Source organism: Exiguobacterium sp. s143, from assembly GCF_018618895.1.
GTDB lineage: Bacteria > Bacillota > Bacilli > Exiguobacteriales > Exiguobacteriaceae > Exiguobacterium_A > Exiguobacterium_A abrahamii.
In genome coordinates this window covers 136,914-162,695 of the sequence record NZ_JACSMX010000002.1, presented here as the reverse complement: position 1 = coordinate 162,695, position 25,782 = coordinate 136,914, and the positions used below count along the sequence as shown (strand labels likewise).

Annotated in this window: 22 protein-coding genes and 1 pseudogene; 4 read left to right on the top strand and 19 right to left on the bottom strand. The window is 46.9% G+C overall.

The window, feature by feature from the left end; genetic code table 11:
* Positions 1-117 precede the first annotated feature (117 nt).
* Positions 118-564: a GatB/YqeY domain-containing protein gene (locus KNQ03_RS09060; protein WP_023467485.1), complete on the bottom strand. Its 447-nt coding sequence runs from the start codon at positions 562-564 to the stop codon at positions 118-120.
* A gap of 21 nt (positions 565-585) precedes the next feature.
* Positions 586-759, bottom strand: coding sequence for a 30S ribosomal protein S21 (gene rpsU, locus KNQ03_RS09055; protein WP_012369719.1), 174 nt, complete (start codon positions 757-759; stop codon positions 586-588).
* Between the two features lie 313 nt (positions 760-1,072).
* Between rpsU and KNQ03_RS09050 the strand changes: the two genes are divergently transcribed.
* Positions 1,073-2,332 (top strand): dicarboxylate/amino acid:cation symporter, encoded by a 1,260-nt coding sequence (locus KNQ03_RS09050; protein ID WP_214724432.1) that lies wholly within the window; start codon positions 1,073-1,075, stop codon positions 2,330-2,332.
* A 68-nt stretch (positions 2,333-2,400) separates the two neighbouring features.
* On the opposite strand, the gene pulA is transcribed toward KNQ03_RS09050, so the two are convergent.
* The 13 genes and pseudogenes from pulA to KNQ03_RS08985 all read right to left on the bottom strand — a co-directional run bounded on the left by pulA (position 2,401) and on the right by KNQ03_RS08985 (position 19,950).
* On the bottom strand, positions 2,401-5,313 hold the full coding sequence (pulA, locus tag KNQ03_RS09045; protein ID WP_214724430.1) for a type I pullulanase: 2,913 nt from the start codon (positions 5,311-5,313) through the stop codon (positions 2,401-2,403).
* Positions 5,314-5,539: 226 nt separating this feature from the next.
* Entirely contained in the window at positions 5,540-6,454 is a 915-nt protein-coding gene (locus KNQ03_RS09040; protein ID WP_235147623.1) for an LCP family protein, read from the bottom strand.
* 25 nt (positions 6,455-6,479) lie between these two features.
* A complete protein-coding gene (locus KNQ03_RS09035; protein ID WP_149426936.1) occupies positions 6,480-7,655 on the bottom strand; it encodes a DHHW family protein in 1,176 nt (391 codons plus the stop codon).
* Between the two features lie 15 nt (positions 7,656-7,670).
* Complete coding sequence (locus KNQ03_RS09030) at positions 7,671-9,059, bottom strand: MBOAT family O-acyltransferase (protein WP_064300326.1); 1,389 nt, start codon at positions 9,057-9,059, stop codon at positions 7,671-7,673.
* A complete protein-coding gene (locus tag KNQ03_RS09025; RefSeq protein ID WP_149426935.1) occupies positions 9,049-9,534 on the bottom strand; it encodes a hypothetical protein in 486 nt (161 codons plus the stop codon). Before KNQ03_RS09025 ends, KNQ03_RS09030 begins: the two co-directional genes overlap by 11 nt.
* Positions 9,531-10,631 (bottom strand): non-hydrolyzing UDP-N-acetylglucosamine 2-epimerase, encoded by a 1,101-nt coding sequence (gene wecB / locus KNQ03_RS09020; protein ID WP_023467472.1) that lies wholly within the window; start codon positions 10,629-10,631, stop codon positions 9,531-9,533. Before wecB ends, KNQ03_RS09025 begins: the two co-directional genes overlap by 4 nt.
* Before the next feature lie 112 nt (positions 10,632-10,743).
* Positions 10,744-11,484: pseudogene (gene tagH, locus KNQ03_RS09015) on the bottom strand (teichoic acids export ABC transporter ATP-binding subunit TagH); the annotation flags it as partial.
* A gap of 11 nt (positions 11,485-11,495) precedes the next feature.
* Entirely contained in the window at positions 11,496-12,296 is an 801-nt protein-coding gene (locus KNQ03_RS09010) for an ABC transporter permease (protein WP_029341022.1), read from the bottom strand.
* On the bottom strand, positions 12,293-13,585 hold the full coding sequence (locus KNQ03_RS09005; protein ID WP_214724428.1) for a nucleotide sugar dehydrogenase: 1,293 nt from the start codon (positions 13,583-13,585) through the stop codon (positions 12,293-12,295). Before KNQ03_RS09005 ends, KNQ03_RS09010 begins: the two co-directional genes overlap by 4 nt.
* A 278-nt stretch (positions 13,586-13,863) precedes the next feature.
* Entirely contained in the window at positions 13,864-15,117 is a 1,254-nt protein-coding gene (locus KNQ03_RS09000; protein ID WP_214724426.1) for a glycosyltransferase family 4 protein, read from the bottom strand.
* Entirely contained in the window at positions 15,114-16,430 is a 1,317-nt protein-coding gene (locus KNQ03_RS08995; protein WP_251140276.1) for a glycosyltransferase family 4 protein, read from the bottom strand. The genes KNQ03_RS09000 and KNQ03_RS08995 overlap by 4 nt, the downstream gene beginning before the upstream one ends.
* Positions 16,325-17,329, bottom strand: a complete 1,005-nt coding sequence (locus tag KNQ03_RS08990; protein WP_244290100.1) for a class I SAM-dependent methyltransferase — start codon at positions 17,327-17,329, stop codon at positions 16,325-16,327. Before KNQ03_RS08990 ends, KNQ03_RS08995 begins: the two co-directional genes overlap by 106 nt.
* On the bottom strand, positions 17,326-19,950 hold the full coding sequence (locus KNQ03_RS08985; RefSeq protein ID WP_214724424.1) for a glycosyltransferase: 2,625 nt from the start codon (positions 19,948-19,950) through the stop codon (positions 17,326-17,328). The genes KNQ03_RS08990 and KNQ03_RS08985 overlap by 4 nt, the downstream gene beginning before the upstream one ends.
* A 287-nt stretch (positions 19,951-20,237) precedes the next feature.
* Here KNQ03_RS08985 and KNQ03_RS08980 point away from each other — a divergent pair, with 287 nt between their 5' ends.
* Complete coding sequence (locus KNQ03_RS08980) at positions 20,238-20,402, top strand: hypothetical protein (RefSeq protein WP_167507528.1); 165 nt, start codon at positions 20,238-20,240, stop codon at positions 20,400-20,402.
* Between the two features lie 58 nt (positions 20,403-20,460).
* Here KNQ03_RS08980 and KNQ03_RS08975 read toward each other — a convergent pair whose 3' ends face one another.
* Entirely contained in the window at positions 20,461-21,456 is a 996-nt protein-coding gene (locus KNQ03_RS08975) for an NADP-dependent oxidoreductase (RefSeq protein ID WP_050678356.1), read from the bottom strand.
* Positions 21,457-21,644: 188 nt separating this feature from the next.
* Between KNQ03_RS08975 and KNQ03_RS08970 the strand changes: the two genes are divergently transcribed.
* A complete protein-coding gene (locus KNQ03_RS08970; protein WP_050678355.1) occupies positions 21,645-22,703 on the top strand; it encodes a PTS sugar transporter subunit IIC in 1,059 nt (352 codons plus the stop codon).
* Positions 22,704-22,789: 86 nt separating this feature from the next.
* On the opposite strand, the gene KNQ03_RS08965 is transcribed toward KNQ03_RS08970, so the two are convergent.
* The 3 genes from KNQ03_RS08965 to KNQ03_RS08955 form a co-directional block, all read right to left on the bottom strand.
* The gene (locus KNQ03_RS08965; RefSeq protein WP_214724422.1) at positions 22,790-23,419 is read right to left on the bottom strand and encodes an HAD family hydrolase; all 630 of its coding nucleotides are present in this window, start codon (positions 23,417-23,419) and stop codon (positions 22,790-22,792) included.
* A 13-nt stretch (positions 23,420-23,432) separates the two neighbouring features.
* Positions 23,433-23,996: a DedA family protein gene (locus KNQ03_RS08960; protein ID WP_035398399.1), complete on the bottom strand. Its 564-nt coding sequence runs from the start codon at positions 23,994-23,996 to the stop codon at positions 23,433-23,435.
* A 136-nt stretch (positions 23,997-24,132) separates the two neighbouring features.
* The gene (locus KNQ03_RS08955) at positions 24,133-24,567 is read right to left on the bottom strand and encodes a YkvA family protein (RefSeq protein ID WP_214724420.1); all 435 of its coding nucleotides are present in this window, start codon (positions 24,565-24,567) and stop codon (positions 24,133-24,135) included.
* Between the two features lie 135 nt (positions 24,568-24,702).
* Between KNQ03_RS08955 and KNQ03_RS08950 the strand changes: the two genes are divergently transcribed.
* A complete protein-coding gene (locus tag KNQ03_RS08950) occupies positions 24,703-25,452 on the top strand; it encodes an SDR family NAD(P)-dependent oxidoreductase (RefSeq protein WP_050676928.1) in 750 nt (249 codons plus the stop codon).
* Positions 25,453-25,782: the final 330 nt, after the last annotated feature.

Genomic DNA, 25,782 nt, shown 5'->3' with positions numbered 1-25,782 from the left:
TAATTATATACGCTTTCAAAACAAAAAGGTTTCATGACTATTCTGAATTCATCAAGAAACTTTTAATTGTGACAGGAACGACAAAAAAGGTGCCCCGAAGGACACCTTTTCCATGTATTAAGCGAGCCGTTGTTTGACGAGTCGATTAATTAATGCACCGTCTGCCTTGCCTTTAAGCTGTGGCATGACGATACCCATTACTTTCCCCATATCTGAAGGAGCAGAGGCACCCGTCTGCGCAATAGCTGCGTCGACGATTTCCTGTACTTCTTCCTCGGAAAGCTGTTTTGGCATATAAGCTTCGAGCACGACAATCTCTGCTTGAATTTTCTCGACGAGATCGTGACGACCAGCGCTTTCGAATTCTCGGAGGGAGTCGTTGCGCTGCTTCATTTCACGTGAAAGAATCGTTAATTCTTCCTCGTCCGTCAATTCTTGCTTACCGAGTTTGATCGTTTCATTTTGCAGCGATGATTTCACCATCCGAATCGTCGTAAGACGATCTTTTTCACGTAGACGCATGGCTTCTTTCATATCCGCTGTCAAACGCTCCTGAAGACTCATGAGGATACACCCTCTCTAACGTTAGAACTTCTTACGCTTACGCGCAGCCTCCGATTTAAGCTTACGTTTTACACTTGGCTTTTCGTAGTGTTTACGTTTACGAACTTCTGCAAGCGTACCATCTTTTGAAACACCACGTTTGAAGCGACGAAGTGCGTCTTCAAGTGATTCATTTTTACGTACACGAGTTTCCACTAGTTTTCCCTCCCTCCGATATTACCGACTAAAGGAAACGTGTCAGACACGTCATACAACATTATAGTAGGAATATACAATTTGGTCAACAGTTGATTCTAGCGACTTTTCTATACCCTACGCTGTTCCTTTTTGTTCTTTTCTATCCTCTCATGGTTGCATCAGTTTGACAACAAAATCTAGTCATTCCTGCATCAAAATCAAGAAACTTTTTTGTAAGCGTTATCATGTATTTTTTAAAATGTTTTGTCAAAATGGGTGATGATGTGTCAAAATATAGACAATTATCAAATAAAGGAGTGTGACATCACTTATGAAAGAAGCAAAGCGCATCATCTGGGGATTGATTCTCGGGGTGATCCTCGGAATCATTCTTGCAACCTTACCGGATAAGTCGATTTATGAGGGATTGAATAAATATGCTTTACAACCCATCGGGACAATCTTCCTGAACCTGATTAAGATGCTCGTCGTACCGATCGTCTTCTTCTCGATCGCTCTCGGCGTCATGGGTCTTGGTAATCCAAAAGAGCTTGGTCGTGTCGGCGGAAAGGCAATCGGCTACTTCATGACGACGACGGCTGTCGCGATTGTCATCGCTCTCGGTTTGTCATTACTGATCAAGCCGGGTACGTTCGGTAACTTCGAGACGCAAGGTCTTGAATATGATAACGGAAATCTACCAGATACGAGCATAATCAACACAATCGTCGGTATGTTCCCGACGAACCCGATCACGTCGATGGCAGAAGGCAACATGTTACAAATCATCGTCTTCAGTGTCTTTATCGGTTTTGGAATCACGTTCCTCGGTAAAAAAGTCTCGACGTTACGGACATTCGTCGAACAAGGAAACGAATTGATGACGTACCTCATCACGCTCGTTATGAAGATGGCTCCGCTTGGAGCATTTGCCCTGATCGCATCAGCCGTCGGTTCACAAGGATTTGATTCCCTGAAGGCGATGGGACTTTATATGGGTGTTGTCATCTTGTCACTATTCGTCCATTCCATATTGACGTATGGTTCGACCGTTTCACTTCTAGGGAAGATGAACCCGTTCTTCTTCTTTAAGAAGTTCGCACCTGTCATGTTGTTTGCTTTCTCGACGTCTTCATCGAACGCAACACTTCCTGTTGCGATGCAAACGGCTCAAAAAGAGTTGAAGGTTCCGCGTTCCGTCTCAAGTTTCGTCCAGCCTCTCGGTGCGACGATCAATATGGATGGAACAGCAATCATGCAAGGTGTCGCGACTGTCTTCATCGCGCAAGTCTACGCTGTTGATTTAACGCCAGGTCAACTTGCGACTGTCGTCCTGACAGCTGTTCTTGCCTCAGTCGGTACAGCCGGTGTACCGGGTGTCGGTCTCGTCATGTTGACGATGGTTCTTCAATCGGTCAATCTACCGGTCGAAGGGATCGCTTTAATCATCGGTGTCGATCGTCTTCTTGATATGATGCGGACAGCCGTCAACATCACTGGTGACGCAGCATGTGCCGTCATCGTCTCGAAATCGGAAGAAGATAATCTGAAAGAAGAAGAGAACGAAGAAACGGATGAGCGTTACGCTTGATTGCACGTTTCTCGACTGACGAAAAGGACGTTCCGCCAACTGCGGAACGTCCTTTTTTATCTGTTCACTTATTTCGATAAGACGAATGAGCTAAGTCCTTCGACACGAACCGTACCTGATACTTTACGGATTGCTTTGGTTCCTGCTTGTTTACCGTCTACAAGCAACTTCCATTTCCCTGTCGGTAACTTCATATCGACTGCTGTCCGATTCGCATTATGAATGACGTAGAGATCATCCTTTTGTTGTGGCGCAGCATCATCTAATCGATAAGCGATGACTTGTGCCGGTGCTGTTTCAAACGTCAGGTAACGACGAATGTCTTTTGCTGTTGCTAAATGAAGTACTGGATTCTTTTTACGTAACTCGATCAATCCTGTCATATAATCAACGTCTTGTTGACGGTCCATCTTCCGTTTCCAGTCGAGCTGGTTGACAGAATCCGGTGATTTATACGAGTTATGGTCTCCGCCCTTCGTCCGCATGAAGTCCTGCCCTGCATGGATGAACGTCGTTCCTTGTGACGTCAACAAGATACTTGAAGCCAAACGATGCATCTTTGTCTTCGTTGCGTCATTGTCTTGTGGATTCGTCAGGTTTAACTTATCCCAAAGCGTATGGTTATCATGTGCTTCAACGTAAGTGATGGCTTGATCTGGTTCTTGCGTAAATCCTTGAATCTCTTTGTCATAAGCAATCTCTCCGACGATTCCGCGTTTGATGCGCGTTTCAAGACCGGTTGTTCCGTTAATGAAACCAGCATCTGAATCGATGAAGACGCTACCTTTGAGCGCATCGCGTAGATTGTCATTGAAATGTCCGATTCCTGGCATTTGTTTTGTATTCGTTTGGTTGGCCTTCTCTGCATCCGGAAGCGGTGTTCCAAGGCTCCACCCTTCTCCGAATACGAGAATCGACGGATCAATTCGTTTTGTCGCCTGTTTAACAGCATTCATCGTCTTGACGTCGTGAATGCCCATTAAGTCAAAGCGGAATCCGTCCCAGTGGTATTCTTTCGCCCAATATGAGACAGAGTCAACGATCAATTTGTGCATCATTTGACGCTCAGATGCTGTATCGTTTCCGACACCCGTTCCGTTCGCTAAATCGCCGCCTTCTGTATAACGGTAGTAATAACCAGGGACGATTTTATCAAGGTTCGATGCCTTTGCGTCAAACATGTGGTTGTAAACGACATCCATGACAGCACGAAGTCCATTGTCATGTAGTCCTTGAATCATCTGCTTCATTTCTGTGATTCGGACTTTTGGATCATAGGCGTTTGTCGCATACGAACCTTCTGGTGCATTATAGTTCTTCGGATCATAACCCCAGTTGTACGATTTAAGCGGGTTCGTCTCATCGACGGATGCTGTGTTGAAATCATAGACTGGAATGAACTGAACGTGCGTGATGCCAAGTTCCTTCAGATGATCAAGTCCCGTCTTCGTCTTCGTTTTCTTACCATCCTTCGTCAAACGTGTACCTGGCTCGATGACGCCAAGATACTTCCCTTTTTGTTTGATACCTGAATCGTAACCTGAGTTCGTCACATCAAACATCGATAAATCACGGACGTGTGATTCATAGATGATCGCGTCTGTCGCATGGCGAAGTGGCATTTTTCCATTCGTCCAGCGTTTTGGATCCGTCTCGCGTAAGTCGACGACGACACCTTGGTCGCCATTGACGGCGACCGCTGTCGCATACGGATCAACAGCACGCGTCGATTCTTTGGCGTGTTTGACTTCGTATGTGTATCCGACACCGTCAAGATCGCCCTTGACTGTTACTTGATACACACCACGATCCGTTCGTTCCATCTTGATTTCGCGCGTGATATCTTTTGTCGTAGCAGCTTCTTGTTTTGGTAAGCGATACAATTCGAGCTCGACGGCTTGTGCTGTCGGTGCCCAGACTTTAAACGTCGTCTTCGATTTTTGATAGTCGACACCGAGTTTTCCATCATAGGCATACTTTTGGTCGAATGCTTTCGAACGGAGCACTTTACCTGCTTCAAGAATTGCTTCTCCAAAAACAGGATGAGATGCTCGGACGACTTTTGCTAAATCGATATCTGAAGTGACTTCGACTTTTACCGTTTTGGCATCGATTGCTGACACGACTGGATTCGTCACGCCTTCAAACGTAAATGCCTTTAAGTCTTCTTCCGTCAGCGGTGCATTCGTTTTTAATGTCATCGTCCGGAAGTCATCTGCTAAAAAGCTTGTGATTTTCGGTGTGCGATCAATTTCCGGTTTGCTGTAGTATACCGTCTGATCCCCTTCAATCAACCAGATGTCTTTCGCGCCTGCATAAAAGAAACGATCAGCTCCGTCTTTTTCCGACCAACCCTCAAGATGAGGAATGACGCCTGCAAGACGTGCTTTCGTTGGGTTATCGAGCGTTACCTTGGCAATGGCACCGAACTCATCCTGCTGATCGAACTCGAAACGCTTGCCATCTTGCTCTTCCGGCCAAGACCAGACACCGTACTTGTCGTAATCATTGTCATACCGGTAATAGTGGATGTTCGTATCAATTTTTTCGACATCTGCTCCATTGCTTGGATTGACTGTCGAGATGTCCTTGCTTCCCGACTCGATCCAAATTTCAGCAACACCATTTTTAATCATTTCTTTCGTAATGAAGCGATCATTCTCAGATCCCCCATCCTTGTTCCAATTGTCATCTCGAACGATGAAGCCGATTTTTTCCGGTTGATCAACTGGAAATTCATAAGCTGCGATTTTTCCGTAAGCATCCTCACCGTTAAAAGCGTGGGCTTTATTCGGAAAATAATCCGGCCCATTTGCCCATAACCATAGATTCCAATCTTTTGTGGCATTCGGGTCTTCCTTGTAGTGAATGATGACCAATGTCGACTTCCCTTTTTCCAGTGCTTGACCGGATAAAGAGAGTCCACTAAATATCAGTGCAAACGTTAGCGCAACGATACAAACGGATCTCATGCGTTTCATACGGTAGTCATCTCCTTTTGGTATGTAATCGTTTTCATTTTGCATCCGTTTACAAGTCCTGTCAAAGCCTATTTCATCGATTTGATCGAAAATAAGACTTTTGAACCAAGCACTTTTTTCAAAAAGAATGATGCGTTACTTAAGAGAAAGACAGGAAAAAGCGCCTCCACAATCATTTGCTAGAGACGCTCAACCTTGTTTATTTGATGGTAATACTAATTATGACTTACGATCGCGCGAGAAGTTTAGCGATCGTCTGCTTCGTCTGTTCCATTGATTCGTCCGATGCAAAGAAATACCAGACACCATCACTTGCGATATATCCTTCTCCCTCGATTTTCAGCGGCTTCAATTGTTCGAACCCACGCTGATTCTCCTGCGCTAGCTGCGCTGCGACATCCAGTCCGATATTCGTTGTAAAGTTGTTTTTCATGACATCCGTGATCTTTTCGAGTTGCGTCAACAACTGTGGTCCAGCAAGCTTCATTCCGACTGCTTCTAGCACTTGACGCTGACGAATTTGTCGACCCATATCGCCGAGTGGATCTTGCTTTCGCATCCGAGCGTAACCACTCGCTTCAAGACCCGTCAGATGAATTTTCCCTTTCTCATACTCCTTTTGAAGACGACGGTCGTTCCAACTGAAGGCAGATGGATTGTCGACCGTGACACCCCCAACAGCATCGACCAACTCAATCAATCCATCCATGTTGATCTTCGCATAATAAGGAATATCGGTCTCAAACGTCTGCTCCACCGTTTCGACTGTCTCTTTCACACCCCCATAGGCATAGGTATGATTAATTTTAGTCTTTTCGCCAGACGGAACGGTTACCTGCATATCTCTTGGAATGGACAGGGAAGTCGCTTGTCTTGTTTTTGGATTGAATGAAAGAAGCATGATGGCATCGGCACGTCCCTTATCATTTTTCCGTTCATCCACGCCAAGTAACAAGACATTGACCGGCTTCATCGATTCGAGTGGCTTCGGCCGCTCTCCATCTAACGGTGTTAAAAACGCGTCTGCCGTTTGCTTCACTTTTAAAAAAGCTAAACCAGCTGATGTACTAGCAATCAGAACGAACCCTAGTAGGAGCGCACTCAATACGCGCCAAACAAGGCGTGGTTTTCTTTTCGCCATTCGGGATCTCATATCATGAACTCCTTCATAGTGTGTTTTCATACGTCTTCATCAATCCAGCAATGTTCGAGTTATGCAGGAACAACACGGAGTCGACTTGTTTTTGTTTAGCGAACTGCGAGACGTCGAATGATTTTGGCACATAACGAACGTCGACGACTTCCAGATTGGCACTTTTAGCAAGGAACGGTAAGACAGGATTCGCGAATGAATCCTTTAAGACGAGAATCGTTGGTCGATCATTCTTCGTTTGCTCTTTCATCGACATGATGCCGTGATTCCCGCGCAAGAATACTTCATACCGATCGACGTAATCTCCCTCCTGCTGAACGAAGGATTCATCAATGATTGGACGATCGCATGCCCCGTCGTAACAGACATCGATCCCTTTAAAGAATGCTGGTCCATAATAAGCTAACTGATCACCGGACGTCGCGTACGCAAGCGTCGTCTTTCGCGCTAATGAACCATAGTAGGTATGCTCATCCTCTTTACGATCTGCTTTTGATGGTGTGACCGGTTGCAATCCCATCCCCTTCGTAATCGTCTGGTATGCTGACGCTGCTCCGTCGATATTCCAGTGATGGTCCGTCTTGAAGTAGTCCGTTAGTTTTAATTGATCAAGTGACAAATTCGTCATCCCCGCAGCCTTGAAGTCACGAATCATTCCTGCGTAACGTGTCCGTGCATTCGAAGCAACATACGATGGGATCAACTGATCGCGTTCAGCAATGACCGTCTTCGATGGAGCTAGCGCCATATAGACGGGTCGATCGACTTCTTGCACGAATTGCTGAAACGCGTTTGGAATCTGGACTTGAGTCGAGGCACTCGGTTCGATCATATAGCCATTTTTAGCTGTATAGATTCCATTACGAAAAGGCTGTCTGAAGACATCCTTCGATAGTAGCGCCTGCATCTCAACGAACGTCCCTCGCAAAAGTAGTTGGTCCGTGAAATACGTCTCCATCTTCAGCATGTCTTTTCCAGTCGCGATTCCTTCGATCGTCGGATCGACCGATTGTGCGAGTGTACGATTTTCTAGCTGAGAACGCACACGGTCTTCTCGGACGATCGTACCAATACCAATCGTTAACAAGATGAGTAAAAAACTGATCGTCGTCACCCACATCATGATCCGTTCAAAAGAAGTCGTCCGTTTTTGTCCCTGCTTATTTTCTGTTTCAAGTGGCTGTGCCATCAGTAGACCTCCTTTTTAGAAGCGGAAATAGATGAATGGATTAAACGTACTTGCAACAAGTGCTGATGTCGCCAAAAATAGTAGCAACATCGCATATCCATACTGCATCGTCGTACCAATTCTTCCGAGTGACACAACTAATCGCTCTCCGATGATTTTCGGAATCGGTGTCGCTGCGATGCACGCGACAAGCAGTAGAACACCATTTTGGACAAGCTGGTAGCTCGCGCGTTCATCCCAGATCACATCTGGTACGAACATCGCTTGAATGTACGTAACGGCTTCCGGGAACGTCTCTGAACGGAAGAATACCCAACCGACCAACACGAGTACGAGTGTCCAAACGGTTGAGAAGACTGGCGTTTTCTCCAACCATTTCCCGAGAAATGCTTTCTCGAGCATGATCCAGATTCCGTAATACGCTCCCCACGCGACAAACGTCCAACTAGCACCATGCCAAAGACCTGTCAGCATCCAGACAATTGCTAAGTTGCGATACTGTAACCACGGTGAGACACGATTTCCACCAAGCGGGATGTAGACATAATCCCGAAACCATGATCCAAGCGAAATATGCCATCGACGCCAAAATTCAGAAACAGACTTTGAAATGTAGGGATAGTTAAAATTCTCAAGAAAATGAAATCCGAACATCAAAGCTAGTCCAATCGCCATATCACTGTATCCCGAAAAATCGAAATAGATTTGTAAGGCGTAGGCGATGATGCCGATCCAAGCAAGCCCCATCGAAAGATCTTTCATATTGAAGATGGCATCCGCGACCTGACCACATCCATTGGCAAGAATCAGTTTTTTAGCTAAGCCGATCGTAAACCGACGAACCCCTCGGGCAAAATCGGAAACCGTCTCTTCTCGTGACTCGATTTGGCTCGCAATCGTGTTATAGCGAACGATCGGACCCGCGACGAGTTGGGGAAAGAACGCGATATAAAGGGCGAGGTCAAGCGGATTCTTTTGCACCGCTTCCTTCCCTTTGTAGATGTCGATGACATAACTCATCGCATGAAACGTATAGAACGAGATTCCGAGTGGCAAGACGACTTCTGGTACGAACCATCCTAATCCGAATGTCTCGTTGACTGAACGAACAAAAAATCCGCTGTACTTGAACCAGCCGAGTAACCCCAGATTGACTGCGATCATACTGAACATGATCCATTTGACGCCGATTCGGTGTCGATACAGATCGACGAACAAGGCGAAGAAGTAGTTGATCGTGACACTCAGTAGCATCAGCAACGCAAAACGTGGTTCTCCGAATGCATAAAAGAATAGACTCGTCACTAATAACCAGCCATTTCGGAAGCTGCGTGGGAGTAGGTAATAGACGATCAACACAGTCGGTAAGAACAGAAATAAGAATATCGTCGAACTAAATAGCATACGTCGCTTCCTCCCCTGCCGTGACATGTTGCACAATCTGAATGTCCCGGAGATGGACCCGGAAGCTCCCCTCTTGCAAGAACTTCCATGCCACCTTGAAATACTTCGCTCCCGGTACTCGTTTCATCTGTACATGAACGACTGTCTCATTCGTCAATGTGACGGTTTCCGTTTCGGATCCCATCCGTTTTTTCTGTCCATACTGCATCTTGAATAACTGAACGACACATGGTGCATCGACTTCGAAATGACAGGTCACCTCGATGAGATCTCCTGTAATCGTGGCGTCTGACCGGTATAACTTTGAAGGAGGATGTTGAAATCCTTGATCAAACAACTGAATGTACAATTTGTCGTCTGCCGTCGCTTCTTGAAAATCAAAATAGACACCATCTGTAGCATCCTCAAGCAAGATTTTTTCCTGCGTTCCGAATGGAAAGAATTGATAAATCGCTGGAGGAATACGTTGACTCATACAGGTACCTCACTCATGATGGCATCGACGATTCGCTCCGCCGCTTGTCCATCGCCATAAGGATTCGCCGCTTGTGCCATCGATTGGTAGAACACCTGATCCGTTAACAATTGATGACTCATCGTATAAATCATCTCTGGATTCGTCCCGACGAGCTTCAACGTTCCAGCTTCGACCCCTTCTGGACGCTCTGTCGTCTCCCGTAAGACAAGGACAGGCACGCCGAGCGAAGGTGCTTCCTCTTGAATCCCACCTGAGTCGGTCAGAATGAAGGATGCCCGAGCCGCAAGATTATGGAAGTCAAAGACATCAAGCGGTTCGATCAATTGAATCCGCGGATGATGCTCCAAGCGAGCTGCCGCTTCTAGTACGACCGGATTCGGATGAACCGGATAGACGATTTCGATTTCTGGATGATCATTTGCTAATCGTTCAATCGCCTCAAAAATCGTTGCCAGTTGTAAATGATTCTCACGGCGATGAACGGTCAGCAAGACAAGTTTTCGTCCCGACTTCTCTAGGCGCGATAGGACGGGATGCGTATATGTCGGTGATACAGTCGTCTTCAACGCATCGATGACCGTATTACCGGTTACGATGATCGGTGTCTGCTTGTTCTCAGCACGTAAGTTCATTGCAGCCTGTTCAGTCGGTGCAAAATGATAATCCGCCAACACACCTGTCAATTGACGATTCATCTCTTCTGGGAACGGCGCATACTTTTCATATGTCCGTAGTCCTGCTTCCACATGACCGACTGGAATCTGTTGATAGAACGCCGCTAAAGAAGCAGCGAACGTCGTCGTCGTATCCCCATGGACAAGGACGAGATCCGGCTGTTCCTTTTCGAGGACGCGACGCATCGCGTTTAAAATACGCGCCGTCATTTCCTCTAACGTCTGACGCGGACGCATCAAATCCAAGTCATGGTCCGGAGTGATTTCGAACAGTTCAAGGACCTGATCGAGCATCTCTCGGTGTTGTGCTGTAACGACGACGATTGGTTCGACGTCCTGACGATTTTCAAGTGCTTTGACGACCGGCGCCATTTTGATCGCCTCTGGTCGTGTTCCGAATACAAGCATGACACGTTTCATTTACTTCATCCCCTATCTCATTTCATGACGATTGTTCAATCGTCTCGCCCATCATCTGCTGATCCACGGAACCGATCCGTTCCGTTCGTTTCTTAGCTACGTAATGGGAGGCTTGCTTTTTTGATAACTGTTTGTACCAATATAGATATTTATTGTATTCAGCCAACGTTTCGTTCGTCGGACCAAATAGACGTACTTCCCCGTATTCCAACCAAAGGATTTTTGTACAGAAACTCTTTACCTGGCTGAGCGAATGACTGACGAAAAAAATCGTTTTCCCTTGATCGCGGAATTCACGCATCTTATCGAGGCACTTTTCGGTAAACGTTTGGTCTCCGACTGAGAGTGCTTCGTCGATGATCAAGATATCTGGATTAATATGAATCGAGATCGCAAAACCAATTCGAGCTCGCATGCCGCTCGAATATGTCTTGACCGGCTGATCGATGAACTCCCCAATATCAGCGAACTCTAAAATTTCTGGAGTAATCGTCTCGATTTGGCGTTTCGTCAAGCCCATCATCAGCCCTTTTAATTCAATGTTATCTCGCCCTGTCAGTTGACTATTCAATCCACTAGAGATGGCAATCAAGGCTGACTTCCCACCCAATGTGACCCGACCGTACGTCGGTGGTGTCACGTTAGCAAGCAGATGCGATAGTGTCGATTTCCCACTTCCGTTGATGCCAACGACACCGACGATTTCTCCCTCTTCCACAGAAAAGGAGACGTTCTTCAGAGCATAGAACGATTTTCCATTCACCTTACCGAACAACACTTCTTTTAGCTTGTCGATCGGTCGGGCATAGAGCATGTACCGTTTCGATACATTCTCAAACACGACATGACCCATCGTTCTCCCTCCTATACGTAATCGATGAAATAGCGTCGGAATCGAATGTGAATCGATGCTCCAACAAGTAAGATTGCGAGCGTCATACACCAGAAGTACACGCCGTACCACATATGATCGAGCAGATAACCCGTTCCGATGAGTGCGGACCGATATCCCTCAATCAAATAAACGAGCGGGTTTAGCATCAACAACATCTTGAATAACGAGTGATCTGGCGGAATCCACATGATTGGCGTTAAATACATCAGCATGCGGATCGCAGATGTCACCATGTTTTGTACATCTCGAATCATCGTCGCAAGTGCGGATAACAATAAGGAGACCGCATATAGGAATACGACGCCTGCCGGTACGATATAAAGGAGTTCAAGCGTATGCCATCCCGGGAAGTAACCGAAGGCACACCCTAAAATGATCGTCAAAGCAATCATCGCGAGATGACGGTAGAATTGTGCCAAAATGACATACGCTGGAATCGTACTTAGTGGAAAGTGCATCTTCGAGACGAGGGCAACCCGACCATAAATCGACCGGGAACCACTTGGAATCGTACTGCCGATGAAGAACCAAGCAATCAATCCGCTGACGAGCCAAAAGACGAATGGAATTCCATCGACTGGATGCCCACCACGAATCCCGAAGCCGAATACGACCCAGTAGACACCGATTTGGAGAAGTGGCGTCATGATCTCCCAAAACCAACCCAGGTATTGCATGCTATATTGACTCTTTGTTTCATAAAGCGAGAGTCGAAAGATCAGATACAGATGATCCTTCAACTCTCCCCCAATCGTTCGTAACGCGTTCATATCGCTTTCGCATCCACTTCCGTCACGCGGTGCGTATGCAAATTACCGAAGTTCAGGACTTTGACAGCGTCGAGCGCTTTGACGATCCCTTTCGTATCAAAGAGTAACGGTGTCCGCATGTAGTTTGCGAGACGACGTGAATCGAATTGTTTGAATTCATCGTGGTCGACTAAGACAAGCGCTAGATCGGCGCCTTGAATCGCCTCCAGCTCATCGACGAGTTCGAAACGTGTCGAAATCGAGCGTTCGACGTGCGGATCACAGACAGCGACGTCAAGTCCACGGTCGAGTAATTGTTCAATGACTTCGACAGCTGGACTCTCGCGCATGTCGTCGACGTTTCCTTTATACGTGACACCAAAGACGGCGATTTTTGGACGGACACGCGAACCGACGAGACGAGCTGCTTGTTCGGCAACGAATTGTGGCATCTGAACGTTCGTTTGTCGTGCCGTATGAATGATGCGAGCAAGCGATGGGGCTTTTGCGACGATGAAGTACGGATCGACTGCGAGACAGTGACCACCCACTCCCGGTCCCGGATGATGCAAGTTCACCCGTGGGTGCATGTTCGCCATCTCAATCACATCTAAGACGTTGATCTCTAGCTGATGACATACTTGCGTCAATTCATTTGCGAGAGCAATGTTGACATCGCGGAACGTATTCTCCATCAACTTCGACATTTCGGCTGTCTTCGCATCTGTCCGGACGATTTCACCTTGAACGAATGTTTCGTAAACGGCAGCACCTGCCTCCGCACACGCTGGCGTCAACCCACCAACGATTCGGTTATTATGGATAAGTTCATGTAAGATTTGTCCTGGCAAGACACGCTCGGGACAATGGACGACATAAATGTCCTCACCAATCGTAAAGCCGGCTTCTTCAATCAATGGACGAACATGGTCATCCATCGTACGTGGTGCAATCGTCGATTCGACGATAACGACATTTCCTTTTTCAAGGAAGGGCAGCATATTGTTAACCGCTGAAATAACATATTTCAAATCACATGATTTATACGTATCGTTTAAGTTAGGAGTTGGAACGGCGATTAAGAAGACATCGGCTCGTTCTGGCGTAAGTGTCGCTCGGAATTTTCCGTTCGCGACGACCCGTTTGATGACATCCTCGAGTCCTGGTTCTTCAATATGAATCGTTCCCGTGTTCAGAAGATTGACGATTTGTGGATCGATGTCGACACCTACGACTTCCGTGCCATGATCCGCGAACATCGCAGAAGAAGGTAATCCAATATATCCTAGTCCGATTGTGCAAAGTTTCATTTTGTCATTCCTCCATCGAGTTAGTCATACTAGCCAACGAACGATCTGTGGCTTGGCTGTAACTAGACCATAACGACATTTCCTTTGCTTTCCAATGCTTCTAACCATCTCTTAAACCATTCTTCACAGACCTTACATTTCCAGTGTTTTCTATCGTTTTTGTAAATCTTATGAAGCTTTCGCGAATCCTTCGTGTCTATTCGAATGAAACAAAACGACTCGTCAGGAATCCGCCTTCATTGCACGTGGATTTCCCTTCGAGTCGTTGACTATTTTTCTTATTTTGCGCCAGATTCCATGAAAATCGAGTCATAGACAGCAAGAAGTCGACCTTTTTCTTGCTCCCAGTTGTATTGTCTCCTTGCTACGCTTGCTCGTTCCTGCATCGCCCGTCGCAAGTTCTCATCCTTCACTAGACGATTGACCGCCTCGGCGATACTCTGCGGTGATTCGACATCGACGATTAATCCAACTCCTTCTGTTTCGACGACACGACGGATTTCTGGTAAGTCGGCCGCGATGACAGGAATCAACGCCGCCATGTATTCGAATAGTTTATTCGAAGAAGCGGAATAATGATTGAAGCAAACGTTCTGGAGGACTTGAAAGCCGACCGTCGCCGCTGCCGTGTAACTGGGTAGTTCAGCAAGCGGAACCTTATCAATGAAGCGGATACGAGACTTTTCCGATGATTGCGTGGCCAGTTGCATCAGTTTCCCTTTTAACTTTCCATCTCCAACGAAAATAAGTGTTCCTCGATCGATGAACGGCATCGCTTCAATGAGTCGCTCCAGTCCACGTCCTTCCTGGATCCCGCCTTGATACAACAAAATCGGCTCGTCTGGTGCGAGTGCTAACTCTTCGCGTAACGGTCGCGGTTGCGGAATAATCGGTTCGTAAAACGGATAATTGTGCAAGACGGATGGTCGGGTTCCATATAATTTTTGATGATAATCTGCACGCGTGTCATTTTCAACGATTGTCTGGTCGACGAATCGAAGCAACCAGCGTTCTAATTTCCCTTGCATGCTTCCGTATCCTGTCCGATCGGTCTGGACTTCATGCGAGTCATAGACGATTTGTGCACCACGCGCCGCCCCAATCGCTTGTGGTAACGTATTGACATCGTTCGCATGCATGACGTCATAATCACGCTTCCGGGCAGTACGTGTCATACGAAGAATGCCGAAACTGTTATATAGGGCGTAACGGATGAATCGACTTCGCATGAGTAAAAAGAGCACGAGCATCACGGGAATGAGCCATGGCGCAAGAAGCGCACCTATCACGCCGATGACAAGGGTCCGTTTTTTCCGTTTGCGAAAGAACGAGAGCCACCTCGCAAAAGGTGGCGTCCGGTCGATTCGAATGACGCGAAACCCTGACATCGGGTATTCGACTTCTGGAAGTGTGCCGTCATTGAGACAGTATAGGTCCACGCGGTGTCCTGCTTCGACGAGTGCCGTACATTCACGCAAGACACGAGCGTCATTCGTAAAAGGATTCCAGACAAACATTCCAATACGCTTCATTCTGCGACCGCCTTTCGTGACTGCGTTTGTTCGATGGCTTCAAACAATCGCTGTTGATTTTGTTCCCAATCAAAATGATGTTGGACGTAATCCACACCCGCCCGTCCCATCGCTGCACGTTTCTCTGGATTTCGTGATAACTCGAGAATATGATCGACAATCTCCTCTTTTTTCCGCTGGACAGACACGTAACCCACTCCTGCCTCTTCGATGACATGCGCCGCGTGTCCGGATACCGCACCGACGATGGCACACCCCATCGCCATGTAGTCGATGATTTTGCCTGGTGTCACTGTATCGAATGCCGTACTTTCAACAAGTGTCGCAAAGGCAATATCACTTTTTGCGAGCTGTTTCAACGCATCCCAGCGCGGCATCGCGTCAAGAAACTCGATGTTCGTCAATCCCCGTTCCTTGACGAGTCGTTCGAACGTTTGCTTGTGATAACCATAACCGACGACTTGAAAACATATATCCTGCTCTTGTTGAAGTTCCTGTGCGACGTCAAGTAACAAGAACACATCTTGTGCGAGACCGATATTTCCTGTATACACGACGCGGACTTGTTCCGATACTTTTCGGCGTTTGATCAACCACTCATTTTCCTCGATGGAGTTCGGGATGTAATGAATTTTTTCCGGTGCAATGCCCCGCCCTTCAATATACGATCGAAACCCCTCACTGTTGATGACCAATTGATCTGCCTGACGATACATCCACTTTTCAAGCCAGTAGAGCGGAGTCAATAAGAGACGCGATTTCGTGATTCCGACGCCAATCAACGATTCCGGCCATAAATCACGTACATCGAGAATCAAAGGAGCCTTTTTGACATGTTTCGCGACGACCCCGACGAGTCCCATGAAGATGGATGGCGTCGTCGCATAGATGTAGGCATAGGATTTCGGGTCTTGTCGCACCTCTTTTACCGCGAGCACGAATTGTTCCACGAATAAACGAAGACGCCGCCATAAATTATTCGTCGCCCGGACGTCACGCGGTTGGATACGGGTCACATGTGCCGTATCGAGACTCGGTTCATCCCAGAACATTGAGTCCGTATAAAGTTCTGCCGTCGGATAGAGCGGTTCTGACGTCAACACATGGACGTCACTTCCCGCTTGTTCCATCCGCTTGAAGATATTCTTCATTCGGTTTGCCGCACTCCCGATTTCCGGATAGAAATTTTGACAAATCATCAAGACGTTCATCGACGACTCCGGCGCTGCTTGAGTTGACGTCGGAACTTCCAGTAGCGGACGACGATTTTTCCAAGCTTTGATCGCGCGAGTGAGCGGTATTTTGATTTCCATGATGCATTCGCCTCCAGCAATTCCAGATTTGTCACCAATGATCCTTCGAATCGATCAAGCAGTGCGGCATATTGTTCTTCGAGCATCTTGTATTGTTCACGCTGTTCCTGTAGTTGCTGTTCATGGCGTAGCAATTCGACTTGAGCGTGTTCCAATTGGTCCGTTTGTTCCCCTAACCGCTGAACTTTTCGTTCTAGATTCTGTTGCTTGCGTTTTAAATCAATGATCGTTGCGAGATGCAATCGTTCCACCTCTTCAAAGGCGTCTTCAAGCCATTCGACTTCCGCCGGTAGAATCGATCGACCGGATCGAGGTTCCGGATAGACTTGAATCGTGATCCCAAGCCACTTGTCAATCCGCTCGATCGTCTCGATCTTACCGAAGGGTGTCAACTGTTCAAGCAGTCGGTTTAAATAATACGTCCGCTTGTGATCCGCATAATCGTTCACTCCAAATGGGACTGTGATGACGAGTCGTCCTTCTGGTGCGATGAACGAGACGGCACGGGCGATAAAGCGCTCTGGCTCCCCGATATGTTCCAGTACTTCCGTCATCAAGACTGTATCGAATTGAATGTCAGGTGTGTACGTCATGACATTTGCTTCATGTAATTCCACTTTTTCTTTTACGGATGCCGGTTCTTCAAGTAACGCTTGTTTGGCCTCGATGATCGCTTCTGGTAACACATCGATCCCGATGACATGTTTCCCTTCGCGTCCGAGCAAAATCGGGACGACTCCACCCGAACAACCAATATCTAAAATGTGCTCTCCTTTTGCTTGTCGAACGATCCAGTGAACACGCGCGCGGACTTTTTTACCGAATCCACCGCCTAACTGATCGTAGTAGGCAGCTCGGATTTGATCCTTGGGGCGTGCTGTTTTCATCGATGCCGTCATTTTTGCACCTCCTCGAGTAGTAAGTGTTGAAGTCGATCCGTCTCCTGTCGATCTGCAAGCTCCATGAATCGACGAATCAACGGGTTCGTCAACGTGATTGGTTCATAGAATCCGATGATCGTGCGTAGTAATGCGACACTCGGTGCAAAGTCCTTATCACTGCAGTAGCGTAACTTGACAAGATACCAATGCTCAAAGAAATGCTCGAATCGAGTTTCCTTGTATTCCTCTAGCACTCCATAACGAGCGAATTTCTCAGCTCGTGCCCGCTCTCGGACGACACTTCGTTCAAAGAACTTCACCGTCAATGCATTCACGGTTGACCCTGCAACGGCTGCGTAATAATAATGGATGACTCGATTGACGAGTAAGACACGGTTCGCGCGAAGCATCAATTCTTGGAAGAACAAGGAGTCCTGACCGACCGCACCGACGACTTGTTCCAATTGATGTTCAAGCAGGAAGGTACGACGGACGACGAGTGCTTGAATGCTTTGTACCGCAAACCGATGTTTCAATAGAAAAGCTTTCGGATCCTCACAAACCGTTCGTCCTTGTTTACGAATCGTTGGCAAGGCGATGATGCTCGTCTTCTCGGCAAGCTTTTTCATATGCCCTGCCACAAAATCAAGTGATGGATCTTTTTCTAGTTCTTGAAGCAAAAAGGCATATCGATCACTGAGTACCTCGTTATCCGGATCAAGGAACGTCACATAGTCAGCTCGTGCCATCTCGACTCCTTTGTTACGCGGACGTGAAGCACTACCGCTTCCGCCTGTCTCGAAGAAATAAGTTCTGACATTTCCATAGCGTCGCGCGAGACGCTCTACGGCTTGACGTGTCGCTATGTCCGTCGATCCATCATCTACGAGTAAAATCTCCGACTCCATGAATCGATCCATCCGCGTTAGACTGGCGAAACATTTATACGTGAGGTGTTTCCCATTGTTATAGATCGGAACGACGACCGACAGTTGCGGGGTCTGATTCGTCGGAACTACCGTCTGCTCGTTCCACTCAAATTGATCGAGCAACAGTGTTTTTCCGTTCAGTTCATCTGCCTGGAACATGTCATATCCGATAGCTGACCGCCAAACGATCGCACCGTTTCGGCTACCGCTCATCTCTTGTACATGATACGGATGCTCGCTTCCCTTTCGGACGATGCTGGCATCGCTATATTTAAAGCCATTCACGAGGTCCTCTAAATAATATTCGCCGTAAGATTCCTCTCCATCCATCCAAGCAACGAGATCCGCTTGATCATAGGTTTGCTCCGTCAACGTATCCGCTGAGACGATTTCGTCTGGTGTGAGACTTTGGCGATCAATCACGTCACGAATAGCTTCCCCGTCCTGAGCGACGACGATGAGTAAGCGATGTTTCCGTGTTTCAGGTACTCGTCCAATGAACGCTAGGATCTGATCCATCCGTTCGAAGACCGTATGCTCCGTCATGACGGCACGAAGTCCTTCTGCCCGTAACCGTTCGATTTCATCCTGTGACGTACGTTCCACGATTGCCGTCGCCTCCTGTGCGTCATGCACAGTGAAGATATTCGGAAACTCGTTGTTGACGGCGATACTGTAATTCGACAAGATCAAATTCCCGAGTGCTTGCGATTCATAAACGCGACGAGCACACATCGTTTTACTGTATTTGATGCTATTCAGGTTCAAGACCCAGTCGTAACATTTACTGACTTGTTGTAAAGCATCGTAAGGAATCGCTGGTGCGACCCGTGATTGATAGCGCTCCGGAAACTGATAGGCTGGTAAGTCGAGATGATAATTCCGGTCCACGATATCGAGTTCGTGCGAGGATTGCATCACCCCATCAAACAACATCTCCGTATCTTTAACACGCTCCGGATATTTCGCCATCCAGCTACCGGCAAATAAAACACCTTTCTTTCGGCTACGTGTCGCTCCGATCGGATTGTGAATCAATGGATTGACACCAAACGGCATCGCCATGATCCGATCATGACCACATAAGACGCGGTATTCAGGAATCATCGCCTCATCTGAAGTCAGGACATAATCGGCAGCTTGCGCCACGTCTTGAAACCGTTCATGATTGCTCGGATCTTCCGTCGATTGAAAGACGACTGGAATTCCTTTGGCTTTGACTTCCTGCATCATCGAAAGCAGTCGTTGGCGTTTCTTTGAATTCGGTGTGGCGACACCTTTCCAATCGTCTCCTCGTAACCCCTTCCATGAGGAAACGACTAAAAAGAGATCAATCTCACGCTCGAAGACTTCTTCGAATGTATGCGCATTGACGTAGTGGAGATGAACGGCATCTTCATAATAGGCATACATGAATTCCGAGCAGACGATTGCCATCTCGATTGGTCGCTTTTCATAGTAACGCGTCGTCGTCCGGACCGGAATCTCCGAGACATCCAATTGATTCAGCAGTGATGCTTGGCTATTTTGTCGATAACGTGTCGTCGTGTTATTAGAAGTTCGAACCGTCGGCAGTCGCAAGACGTCTAACTGACGGAGTTTTTCGAGTGCATCTTTACTTGCGGTCGTCGCGCTCGTAAGCCGTTTTTTCTCTTCGCGGACCCAGTTCAGTTGTTGCATGATTTGTCGTTTCCATTTTTGATCACTCACACGTAAACACCCTTCCTCTTTTCAACTCTTTCTTAGTCTACGGAAGCAGTTCAAAGGCTACTTGAAGGACTTGCAAGGTTTTTGTAAAGACTTAGTGAAGCTTTTTTGGATTTTCCTTACATTCCAGTTCAGTCAACCTGTATTTCCTAGGAAATCGACCAGTTTCGCTTTCTTGTCCGTGGAAGTCATTCACATGTTTTCAAAAACGAATCCTATGCACTCTCATTGTTTTGGATTTAAAAAACGGGGAAACATTACTACGTACTGATAAAAGGAGATGACTGGACATGTTAAACGAAAAAAATCATGATTTACCAGATGAAAAGGCAGACGTTGGTCTTCACCCGGATCCTGATCCAGCTGAGACATCAGATCCCGGAATCAAGCCTGCGGAAACACAGCATCCGGATCCTGATCCAGAAGAGCTCGAGCGCGATCGAAAAAATTCGTGAATCTCACGCCATAGAAAAAGAGGTTGCGGAAATGATTCCGCAACCTCTTTTGGCATGTTCACTTAACTTTTACTAGTAGTTTCCCTGTGTTCGAACCATCGAACAAGCCAAGGAACGCATCTGGTACACGATCGAATCCTTCAAAGATCGTCTCTTCGTATTGCAACTTCCCTTCACTAACCCATTGACCAAGTTGCTCAGCTGCCTCTTTAAAACGTTTTCCATAGTCGCCCACTAAGAAACCTTGCATGCGCGCGCGCGCGATGATTAATTTCGATTGAACACGTGGACCAATGTCCTGTTGTGCGTTATATCCAGAAATGGCACCGCAGACTGGTACCCGCGCGAATGGATTGAGTCGATCAAGGACTGCATCACCAATCTCTCCGCCGACGTTTTCAAAATAGACATCGATCCCGTCTGGACATGTCCGGTCCAATGCCTCTCGGATGTCTTCCGTTTTATAGTTGATGACTTCGTCAAAACCAAGATCTGCTTTTAAGTGTTGTAGCTTTTCGTCACTTCCTGCGATTCCGACGACACGTGCTCCTTTGATTTTAGCGATTTGACCAACGATTGATCCAACAGCCCCTGCTGCTGCCGATACGACGACCGTTTCCCCTGGTTGTGGATTCCCGATATCAAGCAATCCGAAATACGCTGTCATCCCTGTCATTCCGAGAACACCGAGTGCTGTTGAAATAGGTGCGATCTGCTCATCGATTTTACGAACGGTTTTCGCATCGACGACTGCTTTTGTTGCCCAATCGAGCATCCCGACGACGACATCACCAGACTTGAGCCCTTCACTTTTAGACTCGATGACACGCGCTACGACACCTCCGTGAATCGGTTCATCAATCTCAAATGGTTGCGAATAAGAACGCGCATCGTTCATACGACCCCGCATATATGGATCGACCGAGATATAGAGTGACTCCAGTGCGACTTGTCCTTCCTTCAGCTCTGCTAACTCAAATGATTCATAGCGGAATGTTTCCCCTGTTGGTTTTCCGTTTGGTCGTGCTGCTAATACGATACGTTGTTCTGACATGATTCATGACCTCCTCATTCAATGTACTTCTTCACTGTAACAATTCCGTTTCTGAAAGACGAATCCTTTGCTCGTTTGGAATTTTCTAACTTTTTCTTGACGTCCTTATGTTCTTGCCGTAAGATAAAACACAATTCATAACTTTTATACTGTTATGCATAAAAGCGTTACATAAGGAGAGGACTTGTATGGATTCATCTATTTTGCGTCAGCCGCGTCAATTCGCCGTTCATGTTTTAAACGGACTCAGTATCGGAATTCTCGTTGCCCTTATTCCAGGAGCACTACTCGGGGAACTCGCTAAGGCATTATTGCCATACGTATCCGGAGCCCAGCATGTTTTAGATGCCACCACACTCGCGATGCGTCTTTTGCCGATGGTGATTGGTGTTGCCGTAGCCATGCAATTTAAAGTGACTCCGATTGCGACCACGTCGATTGGTCTTGCGACGGTCGTTGGATCAGGCGTTGCAACTCGTGCAGATGCGACCTTCGTTTTCGTCGGCACGGGCGACGTCATCAATGCTGGTCTGACGGCAGCTGTTGCGACAGCAATCGTCTTATTGATCGGTGAGCGTTTCAAGACGTATACGGTACTTGTCATGCCAACGATTTTGATTGTCGGTGCCGGTGGGATCGGTGTGTTAACGTACCCGTTCGTGACACGGATCACGACAGCGATCGGACATGTCATTTCAGACTTTACGGCACTTCAACCTGTCTTGATGGGTATTCTAATTGCGATTACTTTTTCCGTACTGATCGTTTCTCCGCTTTCAACGGTCGGCATTGCGACAGCCATCAGTTTATCCGGTGTTGCCGCCGGAGCTGCGAATCTAGGCGTCTGTGCCGCTGGATTCGGTCTTGCGATTGCCGGGTGGCAAGCCAATTCGCGCGGAACGTCGATTGCTCATTTTCTTGGTTCTCCTAAAATCCAGATGGCGAACTTCATACGTAATCCATTGATGATCCTACCTGTCATGTGTAGTGCTGCTATCCTTGGCGCACTAGCAGGAATGCTCGGCGTCCAAGGTACGCCGTTTAGTGCCGGCTTCGGGATGTCTGGTCTAATCGGTCCGATCAATGCGTTACATCTGATGTCAGGAGGCTGGACATTGTTCAACATGACATTCGTTCTCGGATTATTCATCGTCTTGCCCGTCATTCTTTGTCTGTTGTTCCACCTACTCTTCCGGAGATTCCGTCCATGGATGAGTGCAGAGCCATACCGACTGGATTTTGAGTAAGTTCATCGTTAGCGTTCTTTCATCACAAAAAAAGCCAAGCCGACCGTCTAAAAAATCGACGGATCGAACTTGGCTTTTTGATGCATTTATTTGATCACTGTCAGTAAGTCAAGCGGTGTCTCGATGACATGGTCCGCCGAATCCCACTCGGATTGTGTCCCAAAACCGTACTGGCATAAGACGACCGGCATGTTTTCCTTACGGGCCGCTTCGACATCGGAAGACCGATCCCCAATCATCCAGTATGTTGCTTCCCCAAACTCCTCACGGTGCGCTCGTAAGATATCCGCTTTTTCTTTCCCGTTGACGGATTCTAAGCATTTCGGACTCGTAAAGAATGAACGAATTCTCTGGCTATCCAGCACAAGGTTTAGATAGTGGTTGCCACAATTACTCGCTGTTGAAATGGTATGTCCAGCGGAAACTAGCGCTTCTAATAAAGATCGAATTCCGTCGAACAAGACGTTCTGTTCTGCCATCGTCGCTTCTAGATGACCATGTCTTTTTTTACGAATCAACCGAATATCCTCTTCTGAGGCTTCCGGAATCGCCTTACGCCAAAAGGCACTTCCTGCTAAACCATAGCTTGCTTGTACACTAGCTTGAGAAGGTTTCGGAAGATGCGGCATGTCCTCCATCGCTCGATGGATTGCTTCTGTCATCTGTTCCGTTGAATCAATCAATGTACCGTCAATATCGAATAAGATAATTGCCATGTTCCCACTCCTTTTAGATCTCTTTTTTTGCTTTTCTCTTTTTTTGAATCAAGTAGCCAACCGTAATCAACACGCCTAAACCAATCCAAACTATTGGATGATTGAGGTGGTGCAATTTTCGCCATTCATGTCCGACGGCTTTCCCGCCCCAAATGAAAATCGCCGACCAAAGGAAAAAGGAAATCGTCGTCACGACGGTAAACGTCCAGCGTGAAACACCAGTCAGACCGGCACCAATCGCAAATCCGATGCGCCACATCGGAGACAGAAGAAGGATATAGCGTCCCTTTGTCTCCATTTGTGTCTGAAACTGAAGCATTTTTGTTTCCGAAATCCGAAACCATTTGAATAAACGATTCAATAACCGTTCACTCCCGAACTGACCAATCGTAAAGAAGAGGTTCTGACTAATGACGAAGCTCACTACAGCGAGGAACAACATGAATAAAAGATTCGCCTGTGCGGTATGCACGAGATATCCGGCATACGCGAGCGGTACTTCGCTCGGTATGAATGGAAACATGAGCGTCATCATGATCCCGATATAACCGTATGATTCCATCCAATGGTGTCCCATCTTCGCCCCCCTCTCTCTTTACCAACTATTTCTAGTGTATCGAACTTTCAAGAAGGCGTACAGGAAACGGCTCTCCGTAGACAAAGAAGAGCGACTTCTCATAGTGAAGTCGCTCGGATCATTATCATCTATTTGATTAATACGCATCCTCACTTTGTACTGGTTGCGTACGACGCTTTTGTTGATCATCTTGCCAGTCACTGAAACGTGTCAACTCTTCAAAGACTGTTTTCGTGACGAAAAGGATGACGGCGATATCGTCTGCGAAACCAAATCCGAGTACGAAATCAGGTACGAGATCAATCGGTGACACGAGGTAAATCAACGCTCCGATTACTTTTAAAATCGTCGTACGACGAATGTTGCGATATTCACCTGACTGGTACGCGCGAATCATATCGACGAACAACGTCAACGGCGAGAAGACGACGGACAAACGAGAGTTCCCGTTCACTTTAGCAGTTGCTCGTTGTAACAGCGAGTTCGTCTTTTTCGGACGATCGATATAATCTTTTGCATCTTCGGCATATTGATTTTGTTGTTTTTCTAATTGTTGATTTGAGAATTTCATTCCTGTTTCCCCCATTCTAAAGTAACTTCAACGCTTTTCTATTTCCCTGTTCCTACGTATGATAATCCTGTCAGGTTTCAGGATATGATGGAACGGTAAAAAAGGGAGAGAAGCGTTACAGAAAGGATGATTTTTATGAATCATGTTAATCAAACCGTCATCATTACGGGAGCGGCGAATGGAATTGGTGCCGAACTCGCCCGCACCTACGCTACGCATGGCGCAAATGTCGTTCTTGCTGACATCGATCAGATGACAGGAGACGAACTAGTTCAACAAATTGAAGAAGATGGTGGAACGGCTTACTTCTATCACCTCGATATCCAACATGAAAAAGACGTTCAACTGTTGATCGAAAAAGCGATTGAACATACGGGTCGCATCGACATCGTCATCAACAACGCCGGTATCATGATCCGAAAACCCTTACTCGAATTGTCGCTTGAGGAATGGGATCGGGTTCATCATACGAACCTGCGTAGCATCTTTCTAACGACTAAGGCCGCTACACCCTATTTGAAACAAAGTAAAAGTGGTGGTCGGATCGTCAACCTCGCTTCGACCCGCGCCTTCATGTCGGAACCGCATACAGAATCTTATGCGTCGACGAAAGGTGGCATTTTTGCCCTGACCCATGCACTTGCTGTCTCACTCGGAGAAGACGGAATTCTCGTCAACGCGATTGCTCCGGGTTGGATCGAAACCGGTGACTACCAAGAATTATCACCCGAAGACCACAGTCAGCATCCAGCCGGTCGCGTCGGAAAACCAAGTGATGTCGCACGTGCTGCTCTTTATCTAACGCATCCAGATAACGACTTCTTGACGGGAGAAACACTGGTCCTAGACGGCGGGATGACACGAAAAATGATTTACGAAGAATGATTCATGAAGAGTGCCTGATTTAGGCACTCTATTATTATTTTCATTTTACAAAAACTATACTTATACCTTTCTCAATTCTTCTTAAACCTTCTCTTGATATGATGTTACAAAAATATATCTTCTGACATCATTCGGAAATCAATTGATTACACGATAAACTTCCCCTTCATATCAACGATTTGCCCTTATCCGAATCTTAATCAATCATTATTTTCATAAATTCTTCATACTTTTCGCTAGCTTCTCTTGCATTTTTTTAAAAGAATTGTAAAGTTGATTTTCCGATTTTCTTGTTAGAGTGGGAAAGGTAACACTTCATACAAGGGAAAG

What these genes read in the sequence shown, in the direction of transcription:
- KNQ03_RS08970 (WP_050678355.1), top strand. Translation starts at nt 21,645, where the DNA reads ATGGATTCATCTATTTTGCGTCAGCCGCGTCAATTCGCCGTTCATGTT.
- KNQ03_RS09035 (WP_149426936.1), bottom strand. Translation starts at nt 7,655, where the DNA reads ATGGCACAGCCACTTGAAACAGAAAATAAGCAGGGACAAAAACGGACG.
- KNQ03_RS09025 (WP_149426935.1), bottom strand. Translation starts at nt 9,534, where the DNA reads ATGAGTCAACGTATTCCTCCAGCGATTTATCAATTCTTTCCATTCGGA.
- KNQ03_RS09010 (WP_029341022.1), bottom strand. Translation starts at nt 12,296, where the DNA reads ATGAACGCGTTACGAACGATTGGGGGAGAGTTGAAGGATCATCTGTAT.
- KNQ03_RS09000 (WP_214724426.1), bottom strand. Translation starts at nt 15,117, where the DNA reads ATGAAGCGTATTGGAATGTTTGTCTGGAATCCTTTTACGAATGACGCT.
- KNQ03_RS09040 (WP_235147623.1), bottom strand. Translation starts at nt 6,454, where the DNA reads ATGGCGAAAAGAAAACCACGCCTTGTTTGGCGCGTATTGAGTGCGCTC.
- KNQ03_RS08980 (WP_167507528.1), top strand. Translation starts at nt 20,238, where the DNA reads ATGTTAAACGAAAAAAATCATGATTTACCAGATGAAAAGGCAGACGTT.
- KNQ03_RS09050 (WP_214724432.1), top strand. Translation starts at nt 1,073, where the DNA reads ATGAAAGAAGCAAAGCGCATCATCTGGGGATTGATTCTCGGGGTGATC.
- KNQ03_RS08955 (WP_214724420.1), bottom strand. Translation starts at nt 24,567, where the DNA reads ATGAAATTCTCAAATCAACAATTAGAAAAACAACAAAATCAATATGCC.
- KNQ03_RS08950 (WP_050676928.1), top strand. Translation starts at nt 24,703, where the DNA reads ATGAATCATGTTAATCAAACCGTCATCATTACGGGAGCGGCGAATGGA.
- KNQ03_RS08960 (WP_035398399.1), bottom strand. Translation starts at nt 23,996, where the DNA reads ATGGGACACCATTGGATGGAATCATACGGTTATATCGGGATCATGATG.
- KNQ03_RS09005 (WP_214724428.1), bottom strand. Translation starts at nt 13,585, where the DNA reads ATGAAACTTTGCACAATCGGACTAGGATATATTGGATTACCTTCTTCT.
- KNQ03_RS09030 (WP_064300326.1), bottom strand. Translation starts at nt 9,059, where the DNA reads ATGCTATTTAGTTCGACGATATTCTTATTTCTGTTCTTACCGACTGTG.
- KNQ03_RS08965 (WP_214724422.1), bottom strand. Translation starts at nt 23,419, where the DNA reads ATGGCAATTATCTTATTCGATATTGACGGTACATTGATTGATTCAACG.
- pulA (WP_214724430.1), bottom strand. Translation starts at nt 5,313, where the DNA reads ATGAAACGCATGAGATCCGTTTGTATCGTTGCGCTAACGTTTGCACTG.
- KNQ03_RS08975 (WP_050678356.1), bottom strand. Translation starts at nt 21,456, where the DNA reads ATGTCAGAACAACGTATCGTATTAGCAGCACGACCAAACGGAAAACCA.
- KNQ03_RS09060 (WP_023467485.1), bottom strand. Translation starts at nt 564, where the DNA reads ATGAGTCTTCAGGAGCGTTTGACAGCGGATATGAAAGAAGCCATGCGT.
- KNQ03_RS08990 (WP_244290100.1), bottom strand. Translation starts at nt 17,329, where the DNA reads ATGACGGCATCGATGAAAACAGCACGCCCCAAGGATCAAATCCGAGCT.
- wecB (WP_023467472.1), bottom strand. Translation starts at nt 10,631, where the DNA reads ATGAAACGTGTCATGCTTGTATTCGGAACACGACCAGAGGCGATCAAA.
- KNQ03_RS08995 (WP_251140276.1), bottom strand. Translation starts at nt 16,430, where the DNA reads ATGGAAATCAAAATACCGCTCACTCGCGCGATCAAAGCTTGGAAAAAT.